The organism is Candidatus Margulisiibacteriota bacterium (assembly GCA_041658645.1).
Lineage (GTDB): Bacteria > Margulisbacteria > WOR-1 > O2-12-FULL-45-9 > XYB2-FULL-48-7 > JBAZZV01.
Map to the genome: position 1 here is coordinate 21111 of JBAZZV010000005.1, position 18874 is coordinate 39984.

General features: G+C 56.1%; 14 protein-coding genes. 10 read left to right on the forward strand and 4 right to left on the reverse strand.

Annotated features, from left to right (window positions below; genetic code table 11):
• Positions 1-20 precede the first annotated feature (20 nt).
• Positions 21-2393 (forward strand): DNA internalization-related competence protein ComEC/Rec2, encoded by a 2373-nt coding sequence (locus WC903_04985; protein ID MFA5893298.1) that lies wholly within the window; start codon positions 21-23, stop codon positions 2391-2393.
• On the opposite strand, the gene WC903_04990 is transcribed toward WC903_04985, so the two are convergent.
• Genes WC903_04990 through WC903_05000 form a run of 3 tightly spaced genes read right to left on the reverse strand, consistent with a single transcriptional unit; the run spans position 2293 to position 6936 of the window.
• Positions 2293-4251, reverse strand: coding sequence for an S-layer homology domain-containing protein (locus tag WC903_04990; GenBank protein ID MFA5893299.1), 1959 nt, complete (start codon positions 4249-4251; stop codon positions 2293-2295). The genes WC903_04985 and WC903_04990 overlap by 101 nt on opposite strands.
• A complete protein-coding gene (locus tag WC903_04995; protein ID MFA5893300.1) occupies positions 4248-4982 on the reverse strand; it encodes a FlgD immunoglobulin-like domain containing protein in 735 nt (244 codons plus the stop codon). The genes WC903_04990 and WC903_04995 overlap by 4 nt, the downstream gene beginning before the upstream one ends.
• Position 4983: 1 nt before the next feature.
• On the reverse strand, positions 4984-6936 hold the full coding sequence (locus tag WC903_05000; protein MFA5893301.1) for a hypothetical protein: 1953 nt from the start codon (positions 6934-6936) through the stop codon (positions 4984-4986).
• A 55-nt stretch (positions 6937-6991) separates the two neighbouring features.
• Between WC903_05000 and coaE the strand changes: the two genes are divergently transcribed.
• Together coaE and uvrB are read left to right on the forward strand one after the other, a co-directional pair.
• Positions 6992-7594 (forward strand): dephospho-CoA kinase, encoded by a 603-nt coding sequence (coaE, locus tag WC903_05005; protein MFA5893302.1) that lies wholly within the window; start codon positions 6992-6994, stop codon positions 7592-7594.
• A complete protein-coding gene (uvrB, locus tag WC903_05010; GenBank protein MFA5893303.1) occupies positions 7569-9545 on the forward strand; it encodes an excinuclease ABC subunit UvrB in 1977 nt (658 codons plus the stop codon). Before coaE ends, uvrB begins: the two co-directional genes overlap by 26 nt.
• A gap of 3 nt (positions 9546-9548) precedes the next feature.
• On the opposite strand, the gene WC903_05015 is transcribed toward uvrB, so the two are convergent.
• The gene (locus tag WC903_05015) at positions 9549-12041 is read right to left on the reverse strand and encodes a hypothetical protein (GenBank protein MFA5893304.1); all 2493 of its coding nucleotides are present in this window, start codon (positions 12039-12041) and stop codon (positions 9549-9551) included.
• Positions 12042-12151: 110 nt separating this feature from the next.
• Between WC903_05015 and dapA the strand changes: the two genes are divergently transcribed.
• From dapA to WC903_05050, 7 genes are all read left to right on the forward strand, one after another.
• Positions 12152-13036, forward strand: a complete 885-nt coding sequence (gene dapA / locus WC903_05020) for a 4-hydroxy-tetrahydrodipicolinate synthase (protein ID MFA5893305.1) — start codon at positions 12152-12154, stop codon at positions 13034-13036.
• Between the two features lie 67 nt (positions 13037-13103).
• Positions 13104-13817, forward strand: coding sequence for a metallophosphoesterase (locus tag WC903_05025; GenBank protein MFA5893306.1), 714 nt, complete (start codon positions 13104-13106; stop codon positions 13815-13817).
• On the forward strand, positions 13810-14397 hold the full coding sequence (locus WC903_05030) for a hypothetical protein (protein MFA5893307.1): 588 nt from the start codon (positions 13810-13812) through the stop codon (positions 14395-14397). The genes WC903_05025 and WC903_05030 overlap by 8 nt, the downstream gene beginning before the upstream one ends.
• 40 nt (positions 14398-14437) lie before the next feature.
• Positions 14438-15262 carry a PHP domain-containing protein gene (locus WC903_05035; protein ID MFA5893308.1) on the forward strand — a complete coding sequence of 275 codons (825 nt, stop codon included), beginning with the start codon at positions 14438-14440 and terminating at the stop codon, positions 15260-15262.
• Positions 15240-16331, forward strand: a complete 1092-nt coding sequence (alr, locus tag WC903_05040) for an alanine racemase (GenBank protein MFA5893309.1) — start codon at positions 15240-15242, stop codon at positions 16329-16331. Before WC903_05035 ends, alr begins: the two co-directional genes overlap by 23 nt.
• Positions 16328-17848 (forward strand): DNA polymerase III subunit gamma/tau, encoded by a 1521-nt coding sequence (gene dnaX / locus WC903_05045; GenBank protein ID MFA5893310.1) that lies wholly within the window; start codon positions 16328-16330, stop codon positions 17846-17848. The genes alr and dnaX overlap by 4 nt, the downstream gene beginning before the upstream one ends.
• Positions 17849-18868 (forward strand): aspartate-semialdehyde dehydrogenase, encoded by a 1020-nt coding sequence (locus WC903_05050; GenBank protein ID MFA5893311.1) that lies wholly within the window; start codon positions 17849-17851, stop codon positions 18866-18868.
• The last annotated feature ends 6 nt before the right edge of the window (positions 18869-18874 follow it).

An 18874-nucleotide genomic window follows, 5' to 3' on the forward strand; every position in this document is an offset into this window, starting at 1 on the left:
AATATTGGTGGTGAAAAAAAATGGATAAGCCGGTGGTCTGGTTAACACTCGCTTATGCGGTGGGGATACTGTTGGCTAGTTTGCTGCCGATCCCCATAGCATCAACGATCATTCTGCTGCTGGTCTTTATTTTGCTAACGACTTACGCTTCCTGCCATAAGCTCAATACAACTATTTTCTTACTCATCATTTTACTTTTACTTGGTTGTTTTCTATATCAATACAAAAATCTTCCCAACCCCAAAGATATCGCTCAATACGCGGATAAAGGGTACGGCACGGTAACCGGCCGGATCGATGAGCAACCGAAAATATCCGAAAAGGGAGCTTATTTCCCTTTAAAGACCGAACAGGTTGGAACTTCTGACGCTGTTGGGCGACTGAACGTCTTTACGACGGAGAGGCTGACCCTCGAATATGGCGATCGGGTCGTTGTTCGCGGGGTGATCGAAGCGGACGAGGGGCTGGCTAACCCGTTTTTGCTGCGGCCGAGACGATCTTTCAAGCTCTTCGCTTCCTATGTTGAGCGGCTCCCTGGTGGCGGTGGGAACCCACTAAAGAAGTTGGCGATCTTTCTAAGCGGCCGATTCAACGACGTCTTGAACAAGATCTTACCAAAGAAAGACGCTTCCTTGCTCGGCAGTATCCTGCTGGGGAGCGCCGTTTCCCCCTTAGACAGTTCGGTTACGGAGCAATACAGGAAGGCTGGCTTGATCCACCTGCTTGTCGTTTCCGGCACCCAAGTTTCCATCCTGATCGGGGTCTGTTTGGGCCTAATGCGCGGTTCCGGTTTGCCGCTAACCTGGAGCGTCCTAGCCACCTCCTTTTTCAATTTAATGCTGGTCATCATCACCGGAGCAGGGGCCTCGATCATCCGGGCGGCGATCATGGGCGAAGTGATGTTGGTCGGGCTCCTCTTCGACCGGGAAAAAGAATTCTATACCGCTTTAGCCATATCAGCGCTTCTTTTATTGTTACTTGACCCCAACGTTCTTTTTGACATCGGCTTCCAGCTCTCTTTCGCGGCGACTTGGTCGCTGGTCTATGTCGTCCCGGTCATGGAGAAGCGAATGCCGCAATTATTGGCCCTTTCGATCTCCCCGCTGCTGGCGACGACCCCGATCATCGCGACCTGTTTTGGCCAGATCACGCCGGGAGCGATCATCTCCAACTTGCTGGTCCTCCCCTGGGTCGAATTCCTGGTCATCCTCGGTTTTGGGACGACCGTGCTCGGTTTTATCCTTTTACCGGTCGCCCAGGTTTTGGGCCATACGATCTGGCTCTTATTGCTTTGCCTGGAGAATATCGCTGATCTGGTCGCGAGTCTCCCCGGGACCTCGATCTATATCGCTGTGCCAGGCTGGCCGGTGATACTCGGCTACTATCTCGCCTTGCTGGCTCTGCTGGAGTTACTGAAGCGGGAAGAGAAGCTGCGCTTGACCCCGAAACGAATAATGGCCGGGGTTCTCTTCCTATTGGTTGTTTTTCTCTGGAACGGGTTAACGGCTGATACCGCCTCCGGCCAATTGGTAGTGACCTTTCTCGATGTCGGGCAGGGGGACAGCATTTTTATCCAGACCCCGCAAAACAAACTGATCCTGATCGACGGAGGGGGCGAAGAGAAGGCGCAAGGCGGCCATGACAAGGTTGGCCAGAGGGTCGTCCTCCCGTTTTTGCGTCGCCAAGGGATAACCAGGCTTGATCTGGTCATCGCGACTCATCCGCATAACGATCATATCGGCGGCTTAAATGAGGTCCTGGCCGGGATCAAGGTTGACCAAGTGATCGATAACGGCCAGGTGTTTGATTCGGCCGCGTATCGCCGGTTCAAGGGACTGCTCAAAGCAAATGCGATCAAATGTCTTAGTGCGAAGGTCGGGCAAAGGCTCGAGCTGGGTGATGAGTTGCGCGGGACGATCATCGGTCCGTTCCAGCCGTTGACCGGCGACGTCAATTCCGACTCGATCGTGCTGCGCCTGGTTTATGGGAAAATTTCTTTCCTGTTCACGGGCGATCTGGAACAAGCAGGCGAAGAACGATTATTACGATCCACGAATCACGAACTACGATCCACGATCCTGAAAGTCGGCCACCACGGGAGCCGGACCTCGACCTCGGACGAGTTCCTCCGGCGGGTCGCCCCGGAGCTGGCGGTCATTCTTGTTGGGAAGAACAACCGTTACCGGCATCCGCACCAGTCGACGCTGGAGAGATTAATTGGGTCGGGGATAAAGTATCTTCGGACAGACCTGGATGGGGCGATCACGGTCCGGACCGACGGCCGGAGTTATACTATCGACCGCCAGAGACGATCCCGCTCTCCCAATACTCCTCGACCATCTTCTGGATATTCGGCACGCGGTAGAGGACCTCGCACGCTTCGGCGCGGGTGAAGGGGGCGGCCGCCTGGAAATCTTTCCCCGCTAGATAGTTGAGCAGGCCGGCTTTCTTGGCCGGTTCGATGAACTTGTTGGCCCAGTAGCCGGGCAGGAGGTCAGGGAAAGGATTGGTCGTGACCGCCTCATCGATCAGGTTGGCGTAGCGGGCGAGGATGGTGACCCCTTCAGCCCGGGTCAAGACCTTGTTTGGCTGGAAAGATTTATCAGGATAGCCGGTGACATAATTCACGGCATTCCCGTAATTGATATATTTAATTGCCCAATGCTTCTTAGTCACGTCGCGGAAGAGCTCGGTCTGGGCGTGCGGTTCCAGTGTTTCGGCGGAGAGGCCGAGGCTCCGGACCAAGAGGGTGACAAGCTCCGCCCGGGTGATCCCCTTATCCGGCTTAAAACTGTTGTCGGGATAACCATTGACCAGGCCGAGGACGCTGTTCAGCGAGATCGGCTCGATCGCCCAGAAGGAGAGCGGGGTATCGCGGAACGGTTCGATCCTCAAGACATGCAACTCGGCGGAACCGGTCACGGCCTGGAAGATCTGCTGGGGGGTGACCACTTCCGGTGAAGTGAACCCGGCGAGTTGGATAACATTACGGCCGACCGCCACTGCCGCTTTACCCTCAAAGGTGCCGTTCCGGGTGAGCGCCTGGCCGTTAAACGTCAGTTGGGCCAGCGCTTCCAGCGAAGTTATGGCATAGGCGTCGCTAGTTTCGGAGACAGCGGTGACGGTCCAGGTCCGCTTCTGGTCGAGGAGACGCAGCGCCCAAGCTTCAGCCGTGAACTCGATCGTTTCCTGGTCGGTGATCAACCGGTCGCGGGGCGAGAGGAACTTAAGGAGCGGCCGCTTGGCGGTTAACTTTTTGGCGAAGGTCATGACCCGCTCCCCGAGGTAAGAGAGCGAAAAGTAGTGAGGCGTGTCGCCCGACAAGCCGTTCCGCTGGGCATAAGCGTAATCAAAGCGGAAGCCGCCGTTGACCACACCGACGCCGAGAGCTAGGCCGAGCCCGCCTCCTTCAATATTCAGCCCGCTCCGGATAAACACATTCTTGACCGGCGAATAATCGAGGCCGAGATGATAAGCTGTCGAGGCCAGTGAGCTGTGTGGGATGTCCAGGTCAAGGCCGCCGTAGAGATCGTGCTCTCCAGCCCGCCAGGCTTCGGTCGAGGAGCCGAGAAGATAAACTTTGCATCCCAGCTTGTAGAAGCCGCCGATCTTATCGGCCGAACCTCCGGTCCATTTTAAAGTCCCTTCCAAAATGTTTTGCAGATTAGCGGCAGCGGTCAACCAGGAGAGCGGGTGGTAACTGGCCGACAGGTCGAGCCCTGTCCCGTTCGCCTGGCTGGCCACCCCGCCGCGCAAGGCTTGATTGAAAAGTTTGAGCGCCCCGCCGACAGCCAGGTCGGGCCTGACCTTCCTGGAGTAGGAGAGGGCGAGGACGTTGTTGTCAAAGCCAGTCGCTTCTTGGCTGGGAGCGATAATGATCCTGGTCGTGGCGGGGTCGCGCTGGGTGGCCGGTGATCCTCCGGTGTTTAGCGAGGTATAGCCCAAGCCAAAAATGCCCAGATCGGTCGGCAACGACCAGCAGAGCAGGGTGTACTGGGTTTCATCAAAGACCAGTTTCCGGGAAGCGGCCAGTAATTGCGGGAATTTGATGTTCGTCATCCCGGCCGGGTTGGCGAAAACACCGCTGGCGTCATCGGCGAAACCGAGAGCGGCTCCGCCCAGGCCGAGTTGCCGCGCGCTGTAAAGAGTGCTGGCCGGATCAAGTCCTATGCCATCGACCGCCAGGGCCGCTGACCAGCCACCAAACGCTGCTAAGCAGATAATGAGGGCTTTAATAATTATCTTTCTCATCGCTTAAAGACCGTGATCTTTCCTTTGCCGTTCTGGGCGAGCGCGCCGTCGGCGATTATCAGGTAAATGTAAACGCCGTTGCCGGCATAATTGCCGGAATCGGACTTACCGTCCCAGCTGACCTCGTTGTAACTGGCGCTCCCTCCCGGCTGACCGGAGAGATAGGATTTTTTGGCGACCAGGTTGCCGGACAGGTCAAAGATGTTAATAGCGACATTAGCGGATTTGGAGAGGTTATACCCGAGGTAAGTCTTTTGCGTCCCCGGGTCGAACGGGTTGGGGTAGTTCAGGGGCAGGCCCTGGATGGTGACGACACCGGCTGACTGGACGTAAAGAGGGAGGATCTCAAGGGTGGTTACATTATTATAATTATCGGCCGCTTCAATGGTGAGACAATGCGTCCCGTCGGCCAGGGCGGCAGTAACTTCATGCGTGGCGTAGAATTTGCCGGCGCTGCCGGTAAGGACCAACGCGGCTGAAACGCTGCCGACCTTAAGGTTGATCGCCTGAACCGTGTTGGTTGACGTAACGGTGATCTCAATTTTTGGGGTGGCGCTTAGCGCGTCGCCTGGATAAGGCTTGCTCCCGTCGATCCTGATCGCGATCGATGGCTTTTCCTGTGTCGCCGCGGAGGTGGTGAGCGCCTGGCCGGCGGTGGCCAGCCCCAGAACAAATAAGCAGCAGATCATTAAGGAACAACAATCTTTTGTTTTCAGTTTGAAATTTTTCATTTTAAAATCTATAGGTCACTCCTAACGTTTGGATGAATTTTGCGTCGCTTGTCTCGAACTTCTTGTCGGTGCCGGCAGCTGCCGGCTTGTTGCCGTAGGCGGCCGCGGTCGCCAGCGGGTCGATCTGCATGATGTAGGAAATGAGCCAGGCGTCCCGACCGACGGTCAGGTTGGTGAAGACAACCTTGCTCAAGTCGATATTTGTTGTGTCGAACTGCAGAACGCTGATCAAGCTCTGGGCGTTGACACCGAGCGACAGTCCGACCAGCGTTCCCCAGGCATTGATATTGGTCCCCAGGTCAAGCTTGACCGGAAAGCCGGGGAGACCGAATTTACTGACCTTGCTATAAGCATCGTCCAGGCTTTTCTGCGCTTCGGCGGTCAGACCGGAAATAGTCGGCTTGGGCATCAGGGTCAAGCCGCCGCGCAGCCACATGGGGAGAAAAAGGAGCCGGGTCTCCATGCCGATCCGGATAAAGCTTAGATCACGAACGACCACATCCGAGACAACATTGTTCTGCACCTGCCTTATGGTGATCGGGCTGGAATTTTGTTCAAAGTCGATGGCGATCAGCCACGGTTTGCTCAAGGCCAGGCCGTAGCGGAGGCGCTTGGGGAGTTCGTAATTTTTTTCCGGCTCCAGGTAGAGGAGGGTGCCGCCCGCTTCACTGGTGGTCGTCCACCGGTCCGAAATCAGGGTGTACTCGGTCTTGCCGCCGGGCTTCATCAGATCGTCGAAGTTGGCTGATTCATCGGTGCTGATCCCGCGGTAGCTGATAAAAGTGGCGAGCCCGTTCCCTTTAAAGTTCAAGGTCGAGCCGGTCAAGTTCTCCAGCACCAACCCAACGGTCAACCAGTCGGTCACATCGTACATGCCGCCCAGGTCAAAACGGGTGGTGCTGGCCTGATAGAAACCGCGGTATTTGGCTGTCCCGATAACATCACCGGCCGGGACTTTGATATCTTTGCGGGTATAACCGTTAGAAGTTCCATAGCGGGCTTCGGTCGTTGTCCAGTTCAGGATATCGGCCTGGTTGGTAGGATCGAAATTCGGGGTATAAAGATAGATATTTGAGGTGTCGGCATCGACCACTGCCCGAACATCATTATCAATATTCGCGTTAGCGGAGATCGGGACCATATTTAAGCCCAGACTGAAATTCCCTATTTTAGAAGCGATCGACGCGGTGTAGGGCGACTGGACGGTCAGGTTGTTCCGGAGCTCGGAAAAAGCGATCAGCGGCAGGGTCGCCTCCTGGCTCAAGAAATTGCTCCAGACCTCGGCGGAGCTTTCATAGGTGGCGACTGTTCCCCCGATGTCATAGGTAAATCTTAATTTACCGTCGGCCCCGATCGTCATGTCGCCTAGTTTTTGGCCGATAAAATTTGTTCGGGCTCTGGCTGTGACCGGGAAGGCTCCGGCCAGCGAGAGGTCGGCGCTGATCGGGCTGTTCGAGGAAAAACCGACGGTCACCCAGTCGTTGACCTTGAGGGCCGTAGAGAAATTCTGCCCGGTACTTTCCGTGGCGTAACTCCCGTGGCCGAGGACCGTGATCTCCCTGGTGGCCAAGCCGGCCCCGATATCTTGCGGGTAACGGTAGAAGAGACCGTAATTGCCGCCGCTGCCGATACTGCCGGGATCAAACTCGATCTGTCCGCCGGATTCAGCGACCGTAAAGCTCTTTTCATAACTGTAAAGGCCGGAAACCATCGGCAGGGCGAGAGAGGCTTCGGATAATTTAAGTTTGGCCAGGGAAGCCGGGTTCCAGAGAACGCTTTTCGCTCCCTTGGCAATAGTCGTGTAATAGTTCCCCAGGCCGGGAAAGGGATCGTCATGCGGCGCCAATTTTAGGCGGAAGCTGGCGTAGGGATAGTTCAGGTCAGCCGCCTGGACCAGGCAAGAAAAGGCGAACAGGAAGAGCAATAGGCTGACCGATCTGGCTGTCGATCTCATTACGCTTAATTCTATGGTAGTTGCCGCTGCCTGTCAACGTTGTTATAATCTGGTTATGACGATCATTGGGCTGACCGGGCCGATCGCGGCCGGCAAAGATGAAGTGGCGAAGCTGTTCCGCCGCCGCGGCGCGACCGTGATCGACGCCGATAGTCTGGCCCATCAGCTTTATTCCCCTCAAGCCCCAGCTTGGCATGAATTGGTCAAGGCGTTCGGTTCGAAGGTCCTTTTGCGGGGCGGCAAGATCAACCGCAAGAAGCTGGCCGAGATCGTCTTCGCGGACCAAAAAAAGCTCCAGCTCCTGAACAAGCTTGTCCATCCGAGATTAAAAGAAAAGATCATTCAACTAATAGCAAGTTGTCAGTCGTCAGTTGTTAGTTGCCCGCCTGCCGGACGGGCAGGTAAGTTGATTGTAATCAATGCGGCGGTCCTCAAGGAGATAGGGTTACTGCCAATAGTCGATCGGGTCGTGGTCGTTCTGGCCCCAAAAGAGACCAGGCTCAAGCGCTTGCTGAAGGCGGGGTTAAGCCGGGGAGAAGCCAGCCGCCGGATCAAGGCGCAGTTATCCCAGGCGGAATACTTAAAGATGGCGGATGTCGTCATCAGGAACGACGGGACCAAAAGAGAGCTGAATGTCAAAGTTCAAAATAGTCTCTGATTATCAGCCGCGCGGCGACCAGCCCAAGGCGATCGGCCAGTTGACCTCCGGTTTGGCCGCCCGGAATAAATTCCAGACCCTTTTGGGGATCACCGGCTCGGGCAAAACCTTCACTATGGCCAACGTGATCCAGGCGGTCCAGCGGCCGACCCTGGTCGTCTCCCCGAACAAAACGCTGGCCGCCCAGCTCTGCCAGGAATTCCGCTCTTTCTTCCCCCAGAACGCCGTGGAGTATTTCGTTTCTTATTATGACTATTACCAGCCGGAGGCGTACCTCCCGTCGACCGATACCTACATCGAGAAAGATTCGGCGATCAACGATGAGCTGGATCGCCTGCGGCATGAAGCGACCATGTCGCTGTTGACGAGGCGGGACGTGATCGTTGTCGCCTCTGTTTCCTGCATTTATAGTTTGGGGACCCCCAAGGATTATCTCCGGGCGGTCGTCCTGCTGAAAGTGGGGGAGCCCTGCGTCCGCGACGAGCTACTGCAGAAGCTGGTCAACGTCAAATACGAGCGGAACGATGTCGAGCTGAAGCGGGGACGCTTCCGGGTGCGCGGCGATGTAGTGGAGATCTTCCCCTCGTCTGCCAAGAACTATGTCCGAGTCGAACTCGACGGCGACCGGATCAGCAAGCTGTTCGACGTGGAAACGGTCAGCGGCCGTAAACTGGCCGCCCGCGATTCGGTCGGAATCTTCCCTGGAACCCATTACCTGACCTTTGACGAACAGCGCGACGCGGCGATCAAGACGATCCTCGCGGAAATGACCACGCGAGTCGAAGAATTGCGCGGGCAAAACAAACTGATCGAAGCGCAACGGATCGAGCAACGGACCAAATATGACATGGAAATGATCCGGGAGATGGGGTACTGCAACGGGATCGAGAACTATTCGCGGCATTTTGACGGTAGAAAGCCGGGTGACCCGCCGTCGACCCTGATCAGTTACTTTCCCGAAGACTATCTCATGTTTATCGACGAATCGCACATCACTTTGCCGCAAATGCGCGGCATGTACGAGGGGGACCGCGCCCGCAAGCGGAACCTGATCGACTTTGGCTTCCGTTTGCCGTCGGCTATCGATAACCGGCCGCTCAACTTTCCGGAGATAGAGACCCGCTTTAACCAAGTGGTCTTTGTCTCGGCGACGCCGGGACAATACGAGCACCAGCATGCCCAGCAGACGGTTGAGCAAATCATCCGGCCGACCGGGTTAATTGACCCGGCCGTTGAGGTCAGGCCGGCGGTTGGCCAGGTCGAGAACTTGCTGGAAGAGATCAAGGTCCGGGTAGAACGGAAGGAGCGGGTGCTGGTCACGACGTTGACCAAGAAGATGGCGGAAGACCTGTCGGAATATATTAACGAGGCCGGGATCAAGGTCCGCTACCTTCACTCCGACGTGGAAACGCTCGACCGGATCGAAATATTACGGGGTTTGCGGCTGGGGGAATTCGATGTTTTGGTCGGTATCAACCTTTTGCGCGAGGGTTTGGACCTGCCGGAAGTCTCGCTGGTGGCGATCCTCGATGCCGACAAGGAGGGGTTCCTGCGTGGGGAGACTTCGCTGATCCAGACGATCGGCCGCGCCTCGCGTAATGTCAACGGGACGGTCTTGATGTACGCGGAAAAGATGACCGATTCAATGCGCCGGGCGCTGGCCGAAACGAACCGCCGCCGCAAACTGCAGATCGCTTTCAATACTAAACACGGTATTGTCCCGCAGACCATTGTCAAAGAGATCCACGATATCTCCGACCGGATCAGGGAGAGCAAGCTGGCCGAGATCAAGCGTTTGAAGGATTTCCTGCCGCCAGAGGAGCTGCCGGCCCTGATCCAGGACCTGGAAGGGGAGATGGCCAGGGCGGCGACCGAGTTAGACTTTGAGCAGGCGGCGGAGATCCGGGACAGGATCAAGGAATTGAAGAAGGCGTTTGGGCTGAAGTCCTGATGTTTAAACCGTTGGAGGGGCTTCGCCGGGCCCGTAGAGTTTCTGCGCCCATTTGAGAATGGTGCCGATATAAAGGGTAGAAAGTGGTTGGCCGGTCCTGATGTTTAAGAAACCGGATCTATCAAGTTTGCCTTGCCGGCCCGCAGCGGTGATTTTCTCTTTGATCATTGTTTCAAAACGGCGGGCATAGTCGGCGGCCGCGGCCTCAAACCTTAAATGGCGCAGGCTGATCGTCGAGCTTAACCGGCCGGCGGCCTCCAGCGCGCCGAGAGCGGTCGCGTAAGCGACCCGGCCGCTCTTTTTGTCCCTTCTTAATAATTTTTCTCTCCGTTTATCGATAAAAACGATGACTGCCCCGAGCGAACCCAATATTTTTTCGCCGTCGTGAAGAACGGGGGTCTGGTCGTAATATTCCCGACCAGAGGCCAGCCGATTGAATTTTTGCTCCAAAGGAATTCTTCCGGCGGCCTGAAGAGCGTCGATTAAAGTGGCCAAAGCGAGACTTTTGCTTTTAGTTTCGGTTTTGATCTGTTGGAGGTTTTTGCTTAGCCAGTCAACCAGTTTAACAGGCTCTTTTAAAATCCCTTCTTCAACGGACCGGAGAGCGGGCGAGCGATCATATAATTCCCGACTGGCGGCCAGCCGTTGAAATTTTTGCTCCAAAGGAATTTTACGAACGGCCTGGAGCGCGCCGACCAAGGTGCCCAGAACGAGCCTTTGGCTTTTAGTTTCGGCTTTGATCTGCCCGCGATGTTGGCTTAACCAATCAATAACTTTGATCGGATCGTTTAGCCTTTCGGCCGGAATGCTCTGGAGCGTAGGTGAGCAGTCATAAGAGTCCCGGCCGTCGGCCAGGCGGTTAAATTGCTGATTCAGGGCTAGCCGGCCGGTGGCTTGCAGGGCGACCACTAAAGTGACCAGGGCCAGGGAATCGCTGCCGGTTTCGGTTTTAATTTGCTCGCGATTTTCATGCAGCCAATCAATTGATTTAACGGGGTCGTTTAATAGTTCATCTGGAACAGCCTGGAGGGTGGGTGAGCGATCATAGATACTGCGGCCGGTAGCCAGGCGATAAAACTTTTGTTTGAGAGGGATTTTGCGAGCGGCCTGGAGCGCCTCGATCAAACTGGCTAAAGCCAGTCTTTTACTTTTAGTTTCGGCTTTGATCCGCTCGCGGTTTTCGCTCAGCCAGCCGATCAGCTTAACGCGATCTTTTAAGATTTCTGCCGGGACGGCCTGGAGGGTGGCCGAGCGATCGTATAGATCCCGGCCGCCGGCCAGACGATGGAAAGTTTGTTTGAGGGGGATTTTGCGAACAGCCTGGAGCGCGTCGATCAAAGAGGTCAAAGCCAGACGTTCACTTTTGGACTCTGCTTTGATCTGCTCGCGGTTCTTATACAGCCAGTCGATGATTTTAAGAGGATTCTTTAAAGTTTTTTTCGGGATGGACCGGAGAGTGGCTGATCGATCGTATAGATCCCGGCCGCCGGCCAGACGATGATATGTTTGTTCGGAGGGAATTCTGCCGGCCGAATGCAGGGCAAGGACTAAAGTGGCCAGGGCCAGGCGATCGCTGCCCGTTTCGGTCCTGATCCGCTCTCGATTCTTGTCCAGCCAATTAATAACTTTAATCGGATCGTTCAATATTTCAACCTGAATGTCCTGGAGGGTGGGTGAGCGATCATATAAATCCCGAGCGGTGGCCAGGCGGTTTAAACTCTGCTTGAGCGGGATCCGGCCGGCGGCCTGCAGAGCGTCGATCAAAGTGTCCAATGCCAGGTTTTTGCTTTTGGTTTCGGTTTTGATCTGTTCGCGGTTTTCACGCAGCCAGCCGATCAAGCTGACGGCCGCTTTTGAGATTTCTTCCGGGACGGCTTGGAGAGCGGGGGAGTGATCAAATAAATCCCGGCCGCCGGCCAGGCGATGATATGTTTGTCCCAAGGGAATTTTGCCGGCGGCGGATAGCCCCTGCATTAAATAACCCAGAGAAAAATATTTCCGGCCGCATTCAGCGGCAACGGCGGCTCGATGGTCGACCAGCCAGTTGATCAGTTTAACCGGCTCCGACAGGATATCTTTTGGTACAGTTCTTAATGTCGCGCTTAACAATATGAGCCGGCGGGCATCCGCCTCATAACTGTTGCCCAGGCACCGGAATGAAATTTCTTCGCCTTTCAGCGAGCCGGGTAGCGATTTGAGCGGAACATCATGAACCGCCGAAGCCGGGACCAAAGCCGGTATTTTTTCGGGGCCTTTGACTGTGGATATCTCTCCAAAAGTGGGATAAACTTCGCTTGATAAGTTGGGATTCCGTCTGACGGCGGCAAGCAAAGAAACCGGGTCGGCGTTGTTTCGCAAAGCGGAGAGGAGGCAGGCTGTGCCGGCTTCCGAGATTAGGCCCCGGATCCCGTTGCCGACGATCATCCGCGTTGAGATCTTTCTCCACCGGCCGCCCGCGGCGCGATCTCTTATTGTTGACGTCACTGCACTGGACATATTTATTTACCTCATTAACGGTACCTAAATCTTTTCGCCATTTTCTCCCGTCAATTTCATTTTTTATTGAAGGTGTTTTATGGTAAAATTAAATTATCTGGAGGTGCCCAATGACTGATTTTGGTAAAGTTATGACCGCAATGGTGACCCCATTCAAAGCGGATATGTCCGTCGACTGGCCAAGGGCAGAGGAACTGGCTGATTTTCTGGTTAAAAACGGTTCCGAAAGCTTGGTCGTCCACGGCACGACTGGTGAATCTCCCACTTTAACCCACGAAGAAGAATATGAGCTTTACCGCGTAGTGAAAAAAGCGGTTGGCGGCAAATGCAAAATAATAGCCGGGACCGGCTCCAACTCGACCGCGACTACGATCAAATCATCTCAAGAGGCGGAGAAGATCGGGGTCGATGGCTTGTTGGTCGTGGTCCCTTATTATAACAAGCCATCGCAAGAGGGGATGTACCAGCACTTTAAAGCGGTCGCCCAAAAAACCAAACTGCCGGTCATTATTTATAACATCCCCGGCCGCTGCGTGGTCAATATGCTGCCGGAAACGGTCGCGCGCATTGCCAAAGATTGCTCGAACGTGATCGGCTTGAAAGACTCCGCGGCGAGCGTTGAACAGACTAAGAAAACCGCCGAGCTGGTCCCGCCCGGGTTTACGATCTGGTCGGGTGATGATTCAATGGCCTTACCGATGATGAAAGTGGGGGCGGTGGGGGTCATTTCGGTCGCTTCACATATTGCCGGAAAAGAGATCGCCCAGATGATCGCCGCCTATCATGCCGGCGACCTGAAAAAAGCCGAAGCTTTGCACCACCGGTTAATGCCGCTCTTCAACGTCCTTTTCATCACGGCCAATCCGACGCCGGTCAAAGCGGCGCTCGAGATGATCGGCTGGCCGGTCGGGATCCCGCGCCTGCCGTTGATCGAGGCGACTGCCGACGAGAAAGCCCAGATCAGGAAGGTATTGAAAGAGCTGGGCCTTGTCTAATCTTTGGTGGAAACCGCGACGCTTGCCCCGATGGAAATCGAGGGGTTTAGTCGCAGGTTTCCTGCTGTTGTTGCTATCGGTCGGACCCTCGTTCGCTTACTCCTTCGTGGTCTTCGGTGACTCGACCGGCGGTGACCAGATTTTTCAAGACCTGATCGCTAAGCTGAACCGAGGCCCGGCTATCGCCCTGGCGGTCAATACGGGCGATTTTATCGCCAGCGGCCGGCCGGAACAATATACCGCCTACCAGAAAGTGATCGCCCGGCTGAAATACCCCGTTTATCACGCGCTGGGGAACCATGACGGGATGAGCGGCGGGTGGCGGACCTTTCTCAAGACTTTCGGGCCGCTCAATTATTCTTTCACTTACGACGGTGACCGGTTCATCGTCATTAATAACGCCTTCCGCGAAAGTTTTGACAGCGCCCAATTCAAGTGGTTGAAGGGGGAACTGGCCAGGCCGGGGGCGCGCCATAAATTCGTTTTTATGCACAAGCCGGTCTTTGACCCTTCGGAGATCTACCAGGATTACATCATGTCGGGCCGGGCGGTGACCGAAGAACTGCAAAAACTGTTCGAGAAATACCGGGTCGACTATGTCTTTGCCGGGCATATCCACGGCTATGCCCGGAGTGAAAAGACCGGGGTGGTTTACATCGTCTCCGGCGGGGCCGGTTCGCCGCTCCATCTCCCGCCCGAGTTTGGCGGCTACTATAATTACGTGCAGGTCGAGATCAATGGTGGTAAAATAAACGACCGGATGATCAGGATCTATGAATAAGAAAAAAGCGAGTTCCCTCTGCGAGCGAAACCGGATCGCCTTGGCTTTCCTGGAATTGGCCCGGGACAAGTTCTTTCTTAAGCTGCCGGAAGAGGAGAAGAACCGGCTGGTCAAACAGGTCCTGGCGATCGGCGACGAGGCGGCCAGCTGGGTGGCGGCCGAGTACAACACCGACGACCCCCGCAAGATCGCCGTGAAGATGGGTTTGCGGATCCACGGCGAGGAGAAGAAATCGCTGACCCGGAGCGAATACCGGCGCGAGAGCCGCGAGATCGCCATCTCCCGGCGCTTTCACGAGAAGCTGCTGCGCGAAGTCCATTCCAAGGAACTCTCGGAGCGTTTGTTGAAACTGGTCGTCGCCCACGAGCTCTTCCACCACATCGAAGCGGAGCGGATCGGCGAGGTTTACAAGCGGTTCAAGTTCAAGCTCTTCCAGCTCGGACCGCTCGTTATCGAAAAGACGATCAAGGGATTAAGCGACGTGGCCGCCCAGGCTTTTACCCAAAGTTTGCTCGGCCTGGAAGTCTCCCCCCAGGTCTTTGACTATCTGGTCCTGACCTCGATCTCGGCCCGCCCTTAGCGTCATTTACCACCGGCCGTAAATTTGTTATAATTCAGCAATGCCGGCCGACCTGCACATGCACAGCAACCTGTCCGATGGGACCGATACCCCGGAGGCGCTGGTTGACCTGGCGGCGGCGGCCCGGCTGAAGACGATCGCCCTGACCGACCATGATCTGGTCGACGGTATCGACCGGGCGAGGGGGCGCGGGAGTGAAGTTGGCGTCGAGGTTGTCCCGGCGATCGAGTTCACGACCGATTCACCGCGGGCGCAGGTCCATATTCTTGGTTATTTTATCGATCATCAGGACCGCGAGCTGACCGCCGTCCTGGAGGAGATCCAGGCCGACCGGGTCAAACGGATCCATAAGATCGTCAAGAAACTGCAGGCCTTGGGGGTCAAGATCGGCCCGGAAGATGTTTTTAACCTGGCCGCTAACAAGGCGCCGGGCCGGCCGCATGTCGCCCTGGCGCTGGTCAAGCTGGGCGAGGTTAGCAGTTTTAAGGAAGCTTTTAACCGTTATCTCGAAGATGGCGGGCCGGCGTACGTGCCGCATTACCAGCTCAAACCGGCCGAAGTGATAAAATTGGTCCAGCGGACAGGAGGGCTGGCCGTTTTTGCCCACCCGCGGATCTCGAATTGCGACGAAATGATCCCGCAACTGGTGGCCGAGGGTTTGCGCGGGATCGAAGCGTATTATACCGGGTACTCTCCAGAGGAAATCGCGCGTTATGTTGGTTTGGCGAAGAAACAGGGGCTGCTGGTGACCGGCGGATCGGATTATCATGGGAGCGGCTGCGGCCGGGAAATAAAATTAGGCGAAGTGACCCTGCCGGATGAATATGTTGAGGCGTTAAAAAATGAACACCTACGCGGAAATTAGTTTAGCGGCGATCAAACACAATATCTCCGAGATCCGGCGGCTCCTGGCGCCAGCCTGCAAGTTCATGGCGGTGGTCAAGGCGAACGCCTACGGCCACGGCGCGCCGGCGGTCGCCCGGGCGGCGGTCTCCGCGGGGGCCGATTACCTTGGCGTGGCGAACGTTAAAGAGGCGCTGGAGCTGCGCGAGGCGGGGATACTGGCGCCGATCCTCATCCTGACCGAATCACCGACTTCGGCGGCCGATGAGGTCATCCAGCATGACCTGACCCAGACTATTTATTCCTTTTCCGAAGCGAAGGCGCTCTCGGATGAAGCGGTCAAGCGCCATAAAAATGTCAAAGTCCACGTCAAAGTCGATACCGGCATGGGACGGGTCGGCGTTTTGCCGTCGGAAGCGGTCGCCTTTATCACCAAAGTAACTTCCCTCCCCGCGGTGACGGTGGAAGGGCTCTTCACCCATTTTGCCAAGGCGGAAGATCCGGAAGACACTTTCACCGCCGACCAGTTCCAGAAGTTCCAGCAGATAATCACGCGCGTCAGCTGGGTCCCGCTCAAGCACGCGGCTAATTCGGCGGCGACCCTTTTCCACCCGGAGACCCATCTCGACCTGGTCAGGGTTGGGTTAATGATGTACGGCCTTTATCCGCAAGGTAATTCGCGCCGCCTGATCAATCTCCAGCCGGCGCTCTCTTTCAAATCACGGGTCACTTATTTGAAAAAAGTTCCGGCCGGAACGCCGTTGTCCTACGGCAGTACCTACGTGACCCCGACCGAAACGACCATTGTCACGGTCCCGGTCGGCTACGCCGACGGTTACAGCCGGCGGCTCTCCAACCGCGGCCAAGTCATGATCCGCGGGAAACGCTATCCGGTCGTCGGGCGGATCTCGATGGACCTGACCCTGGTCAATGTCGGCGATAACAAGGTCGAAATGGGGGACGACGTCATCCTGATCGGGGCGCAGAACGGGCAGGGGATCTCGGCCGATGAGATCGCCGGGCTAGAAGAGACCATTTCTTACGAGGTCGTCTGTGCGATCGGCAAAAGAGTGCCGAGGGTTTACCGATGAGCTACGTTTCCCTCTACCGCAAATGGCGCTCGCAGGATTTTGCCGAGATCGTCGGCCAGCCGGTCATTGTCCAGACGCTGCAGAACGCCATCAAGCATGACCGCCTCGCCCATGCCTATCTTTTCTCCGGCCCGCGCGGGACGGGGAAGACCTCGACCGCCCGTATTTTAGCCAAAGCGCTGAACTGCCAGGAAGGGCCGACGCCAAACCCGTGCGGTAAGTGCGCCAATTGCCAAAAGATCAAGAGCGGCCAGTCGGTCGACGTCACCGAGATCGACGCGGCCAGCAACCGCGGCATCGACGAGATCAGGGAACTGCGCGAGCGGGTCCGCTACGCGCCGCTCGAGGGCCGCTACAAGGTCTATATCATCGACGAAGTCCACATGCTGACGGCGGAAGCGTTCAATGCCCTGCTCAAGACGCTGGAGGAGCCGCCGGCCCACACTATTTTTGTCCTGGCGACGACCGAGACGCAAAAAGTGCCGCTAACGATCGCTTCCCGCTGCCAGCGGCTCGACTTTGGCCGGATCAAGCTGGCCGAGATCAAGGGACAATTGAAAAAGATCGCCGCGGCGGAAAAGATCTTAATCGATGATAAGGCGCTCGACCTGATCGCCCGCTCGGCGGAAGGGGCGATGCGCGACGCCATCTCTTTGCTGGACCAACTGGCCTCTTTCTGCGGCGACAAGATCGGCTACGACGACGTGGTGACCCTGCTCGGCACGGCCGATGAGGAGCTCCTCTTTGGCTTTGGCCAGGCGGTTTCGGCCGGCGATATTACCGCGGTCCTGACCCTGGTCAGAAAGGCGGTCGAAGAGGGGCGGGCGATGCAGCAGGTGACCCGTGAGTTAGTACTCCATTTCAGAAATTTACTCCATCTCAAGGCTGGTTCGGGAGATGCCCTGGAATTGACCGCCGACCAGTTGGAAAGATTGGGCGAACAGGCGAAACAATTCAGTTTAGAACGGGTCAAAGCGGTCCTGCGGGCCCTCTCGCGCGCCGAACTCGACATGAAGTGGCACCCTTACGCTAGATTAGTCCTGGAAGTGGCTTTGGTTGAGATGCTGGGAGAACCGGTGACGGTGATGGCAACGAAACCCGAGGCGGCCGCAACCGCGCCCCAACCGGCGGTAGAGATGCGTCCGGCGTCTGACGTGGCGGTACGTGCCGGTGCGGTTGTGACCGGGTCCGACCAGAAACTTAATGAGGTCAAGCATCACTGGCCGCAGATCCTCGAAGCGATGCGGAAAAAGAGCTTGTATGGTTTTGTCTCCCTGCATGAAGGTGAACCGCTCGAGCTGAACGGTAAAGGTAAGCTGGTCATCGGTTTTAAAAAGGGTTATTCCTTCCACAAGGACCGGTTGGAAGAGGCGAAAAATAAGGAGTCCCTGGAAGAGTCGATCCGCGAAGTGCTGGGGCATAAGGTCCCGATCGAATGCGTGATCAGCGACCAGCCAAAGGCTCCTGGTATCTCGGTCAAAGCAGTCGCGGATTTTTTTGAAGGGAAGGTGGTCTAAATGAAAAAATATAACGTTTGCGTATTAGGGGCGACGGGGATGGTGGGGAAAGAGATGATGAAGGTCCTGGAACAGAGGAATTTCCCGGTCAATAAGTTCCTGCCGCTGGCGTCCGAGCGGACGGCCGGGAGCCGAGTGACTTTCCAGGGGAAGGAATATACGGTTGAATTAGCAGCACCGAGCTCATTCGAAGGGATGGAGATCGGCCTTTTTTCGGCCGGGGCCAAACCGTCGGCCGCGTTAGCCCCGGAGGCCGTTAAACGGGGCTGTATCGTGATCGACAACACCAGCCATTTCCGGATGGACCCGAACGTCCCGCTGGTCGTTCCCGAGGTCAATCCGCAGGCGATCAAACGGCATAAAGGGATTATCGCCAACCCGAACTGCTCGACCGCCCAGCTGGTCCTGGCGCTGAAGCCGATCTATGACGCCGTGGGGATAGAGCGGATCGTAGTTTCTACCTATCAATCGGTTTCGGGCTGGGGAAAAGAAGCGGTAGAGGAGCTGATGGCCCAAAGCAAAGCTTTGCTGGCCGACCCGAACGCCAAAGTGGAAGCAAAATGCATTTTTAGGCGGATCGCTTTTAACGTTGTGCCGCAGATCGACCAGTTCACGGACAACGGCTACACCAAGGAAGAGATGAAGATGGTCAACGAGACGCGAAAAATATTTGAAGACGATTCGATCAAGGTATCCGCGACGACGGTGCGGGTGCCGGTCGTGATCGGCCATTCGGAATCGGTCAATATCAAGACCAAAAAGAAGCTCTCGGCGGCCGAAGCCAGAAAACTGATGGGTAACTTCGCCGATGTCAAAATAATGGACGATCCAGCCAAAGGCGTATATCCGACACCGATCGATTGCGTCGGCAGGAACGAAACCCTGGTCGGCCGTGTCCGCGAAGACATCTCCCAAGAAAATGGTCTGGAAATGTGGATAGTCTCCGACAACCTGCGGCGGGGAGCGGCTTATAACGCGGTCCTGATCGCGGAAAGAATGATCAAGGACGGGTTGATCTAAACCAGC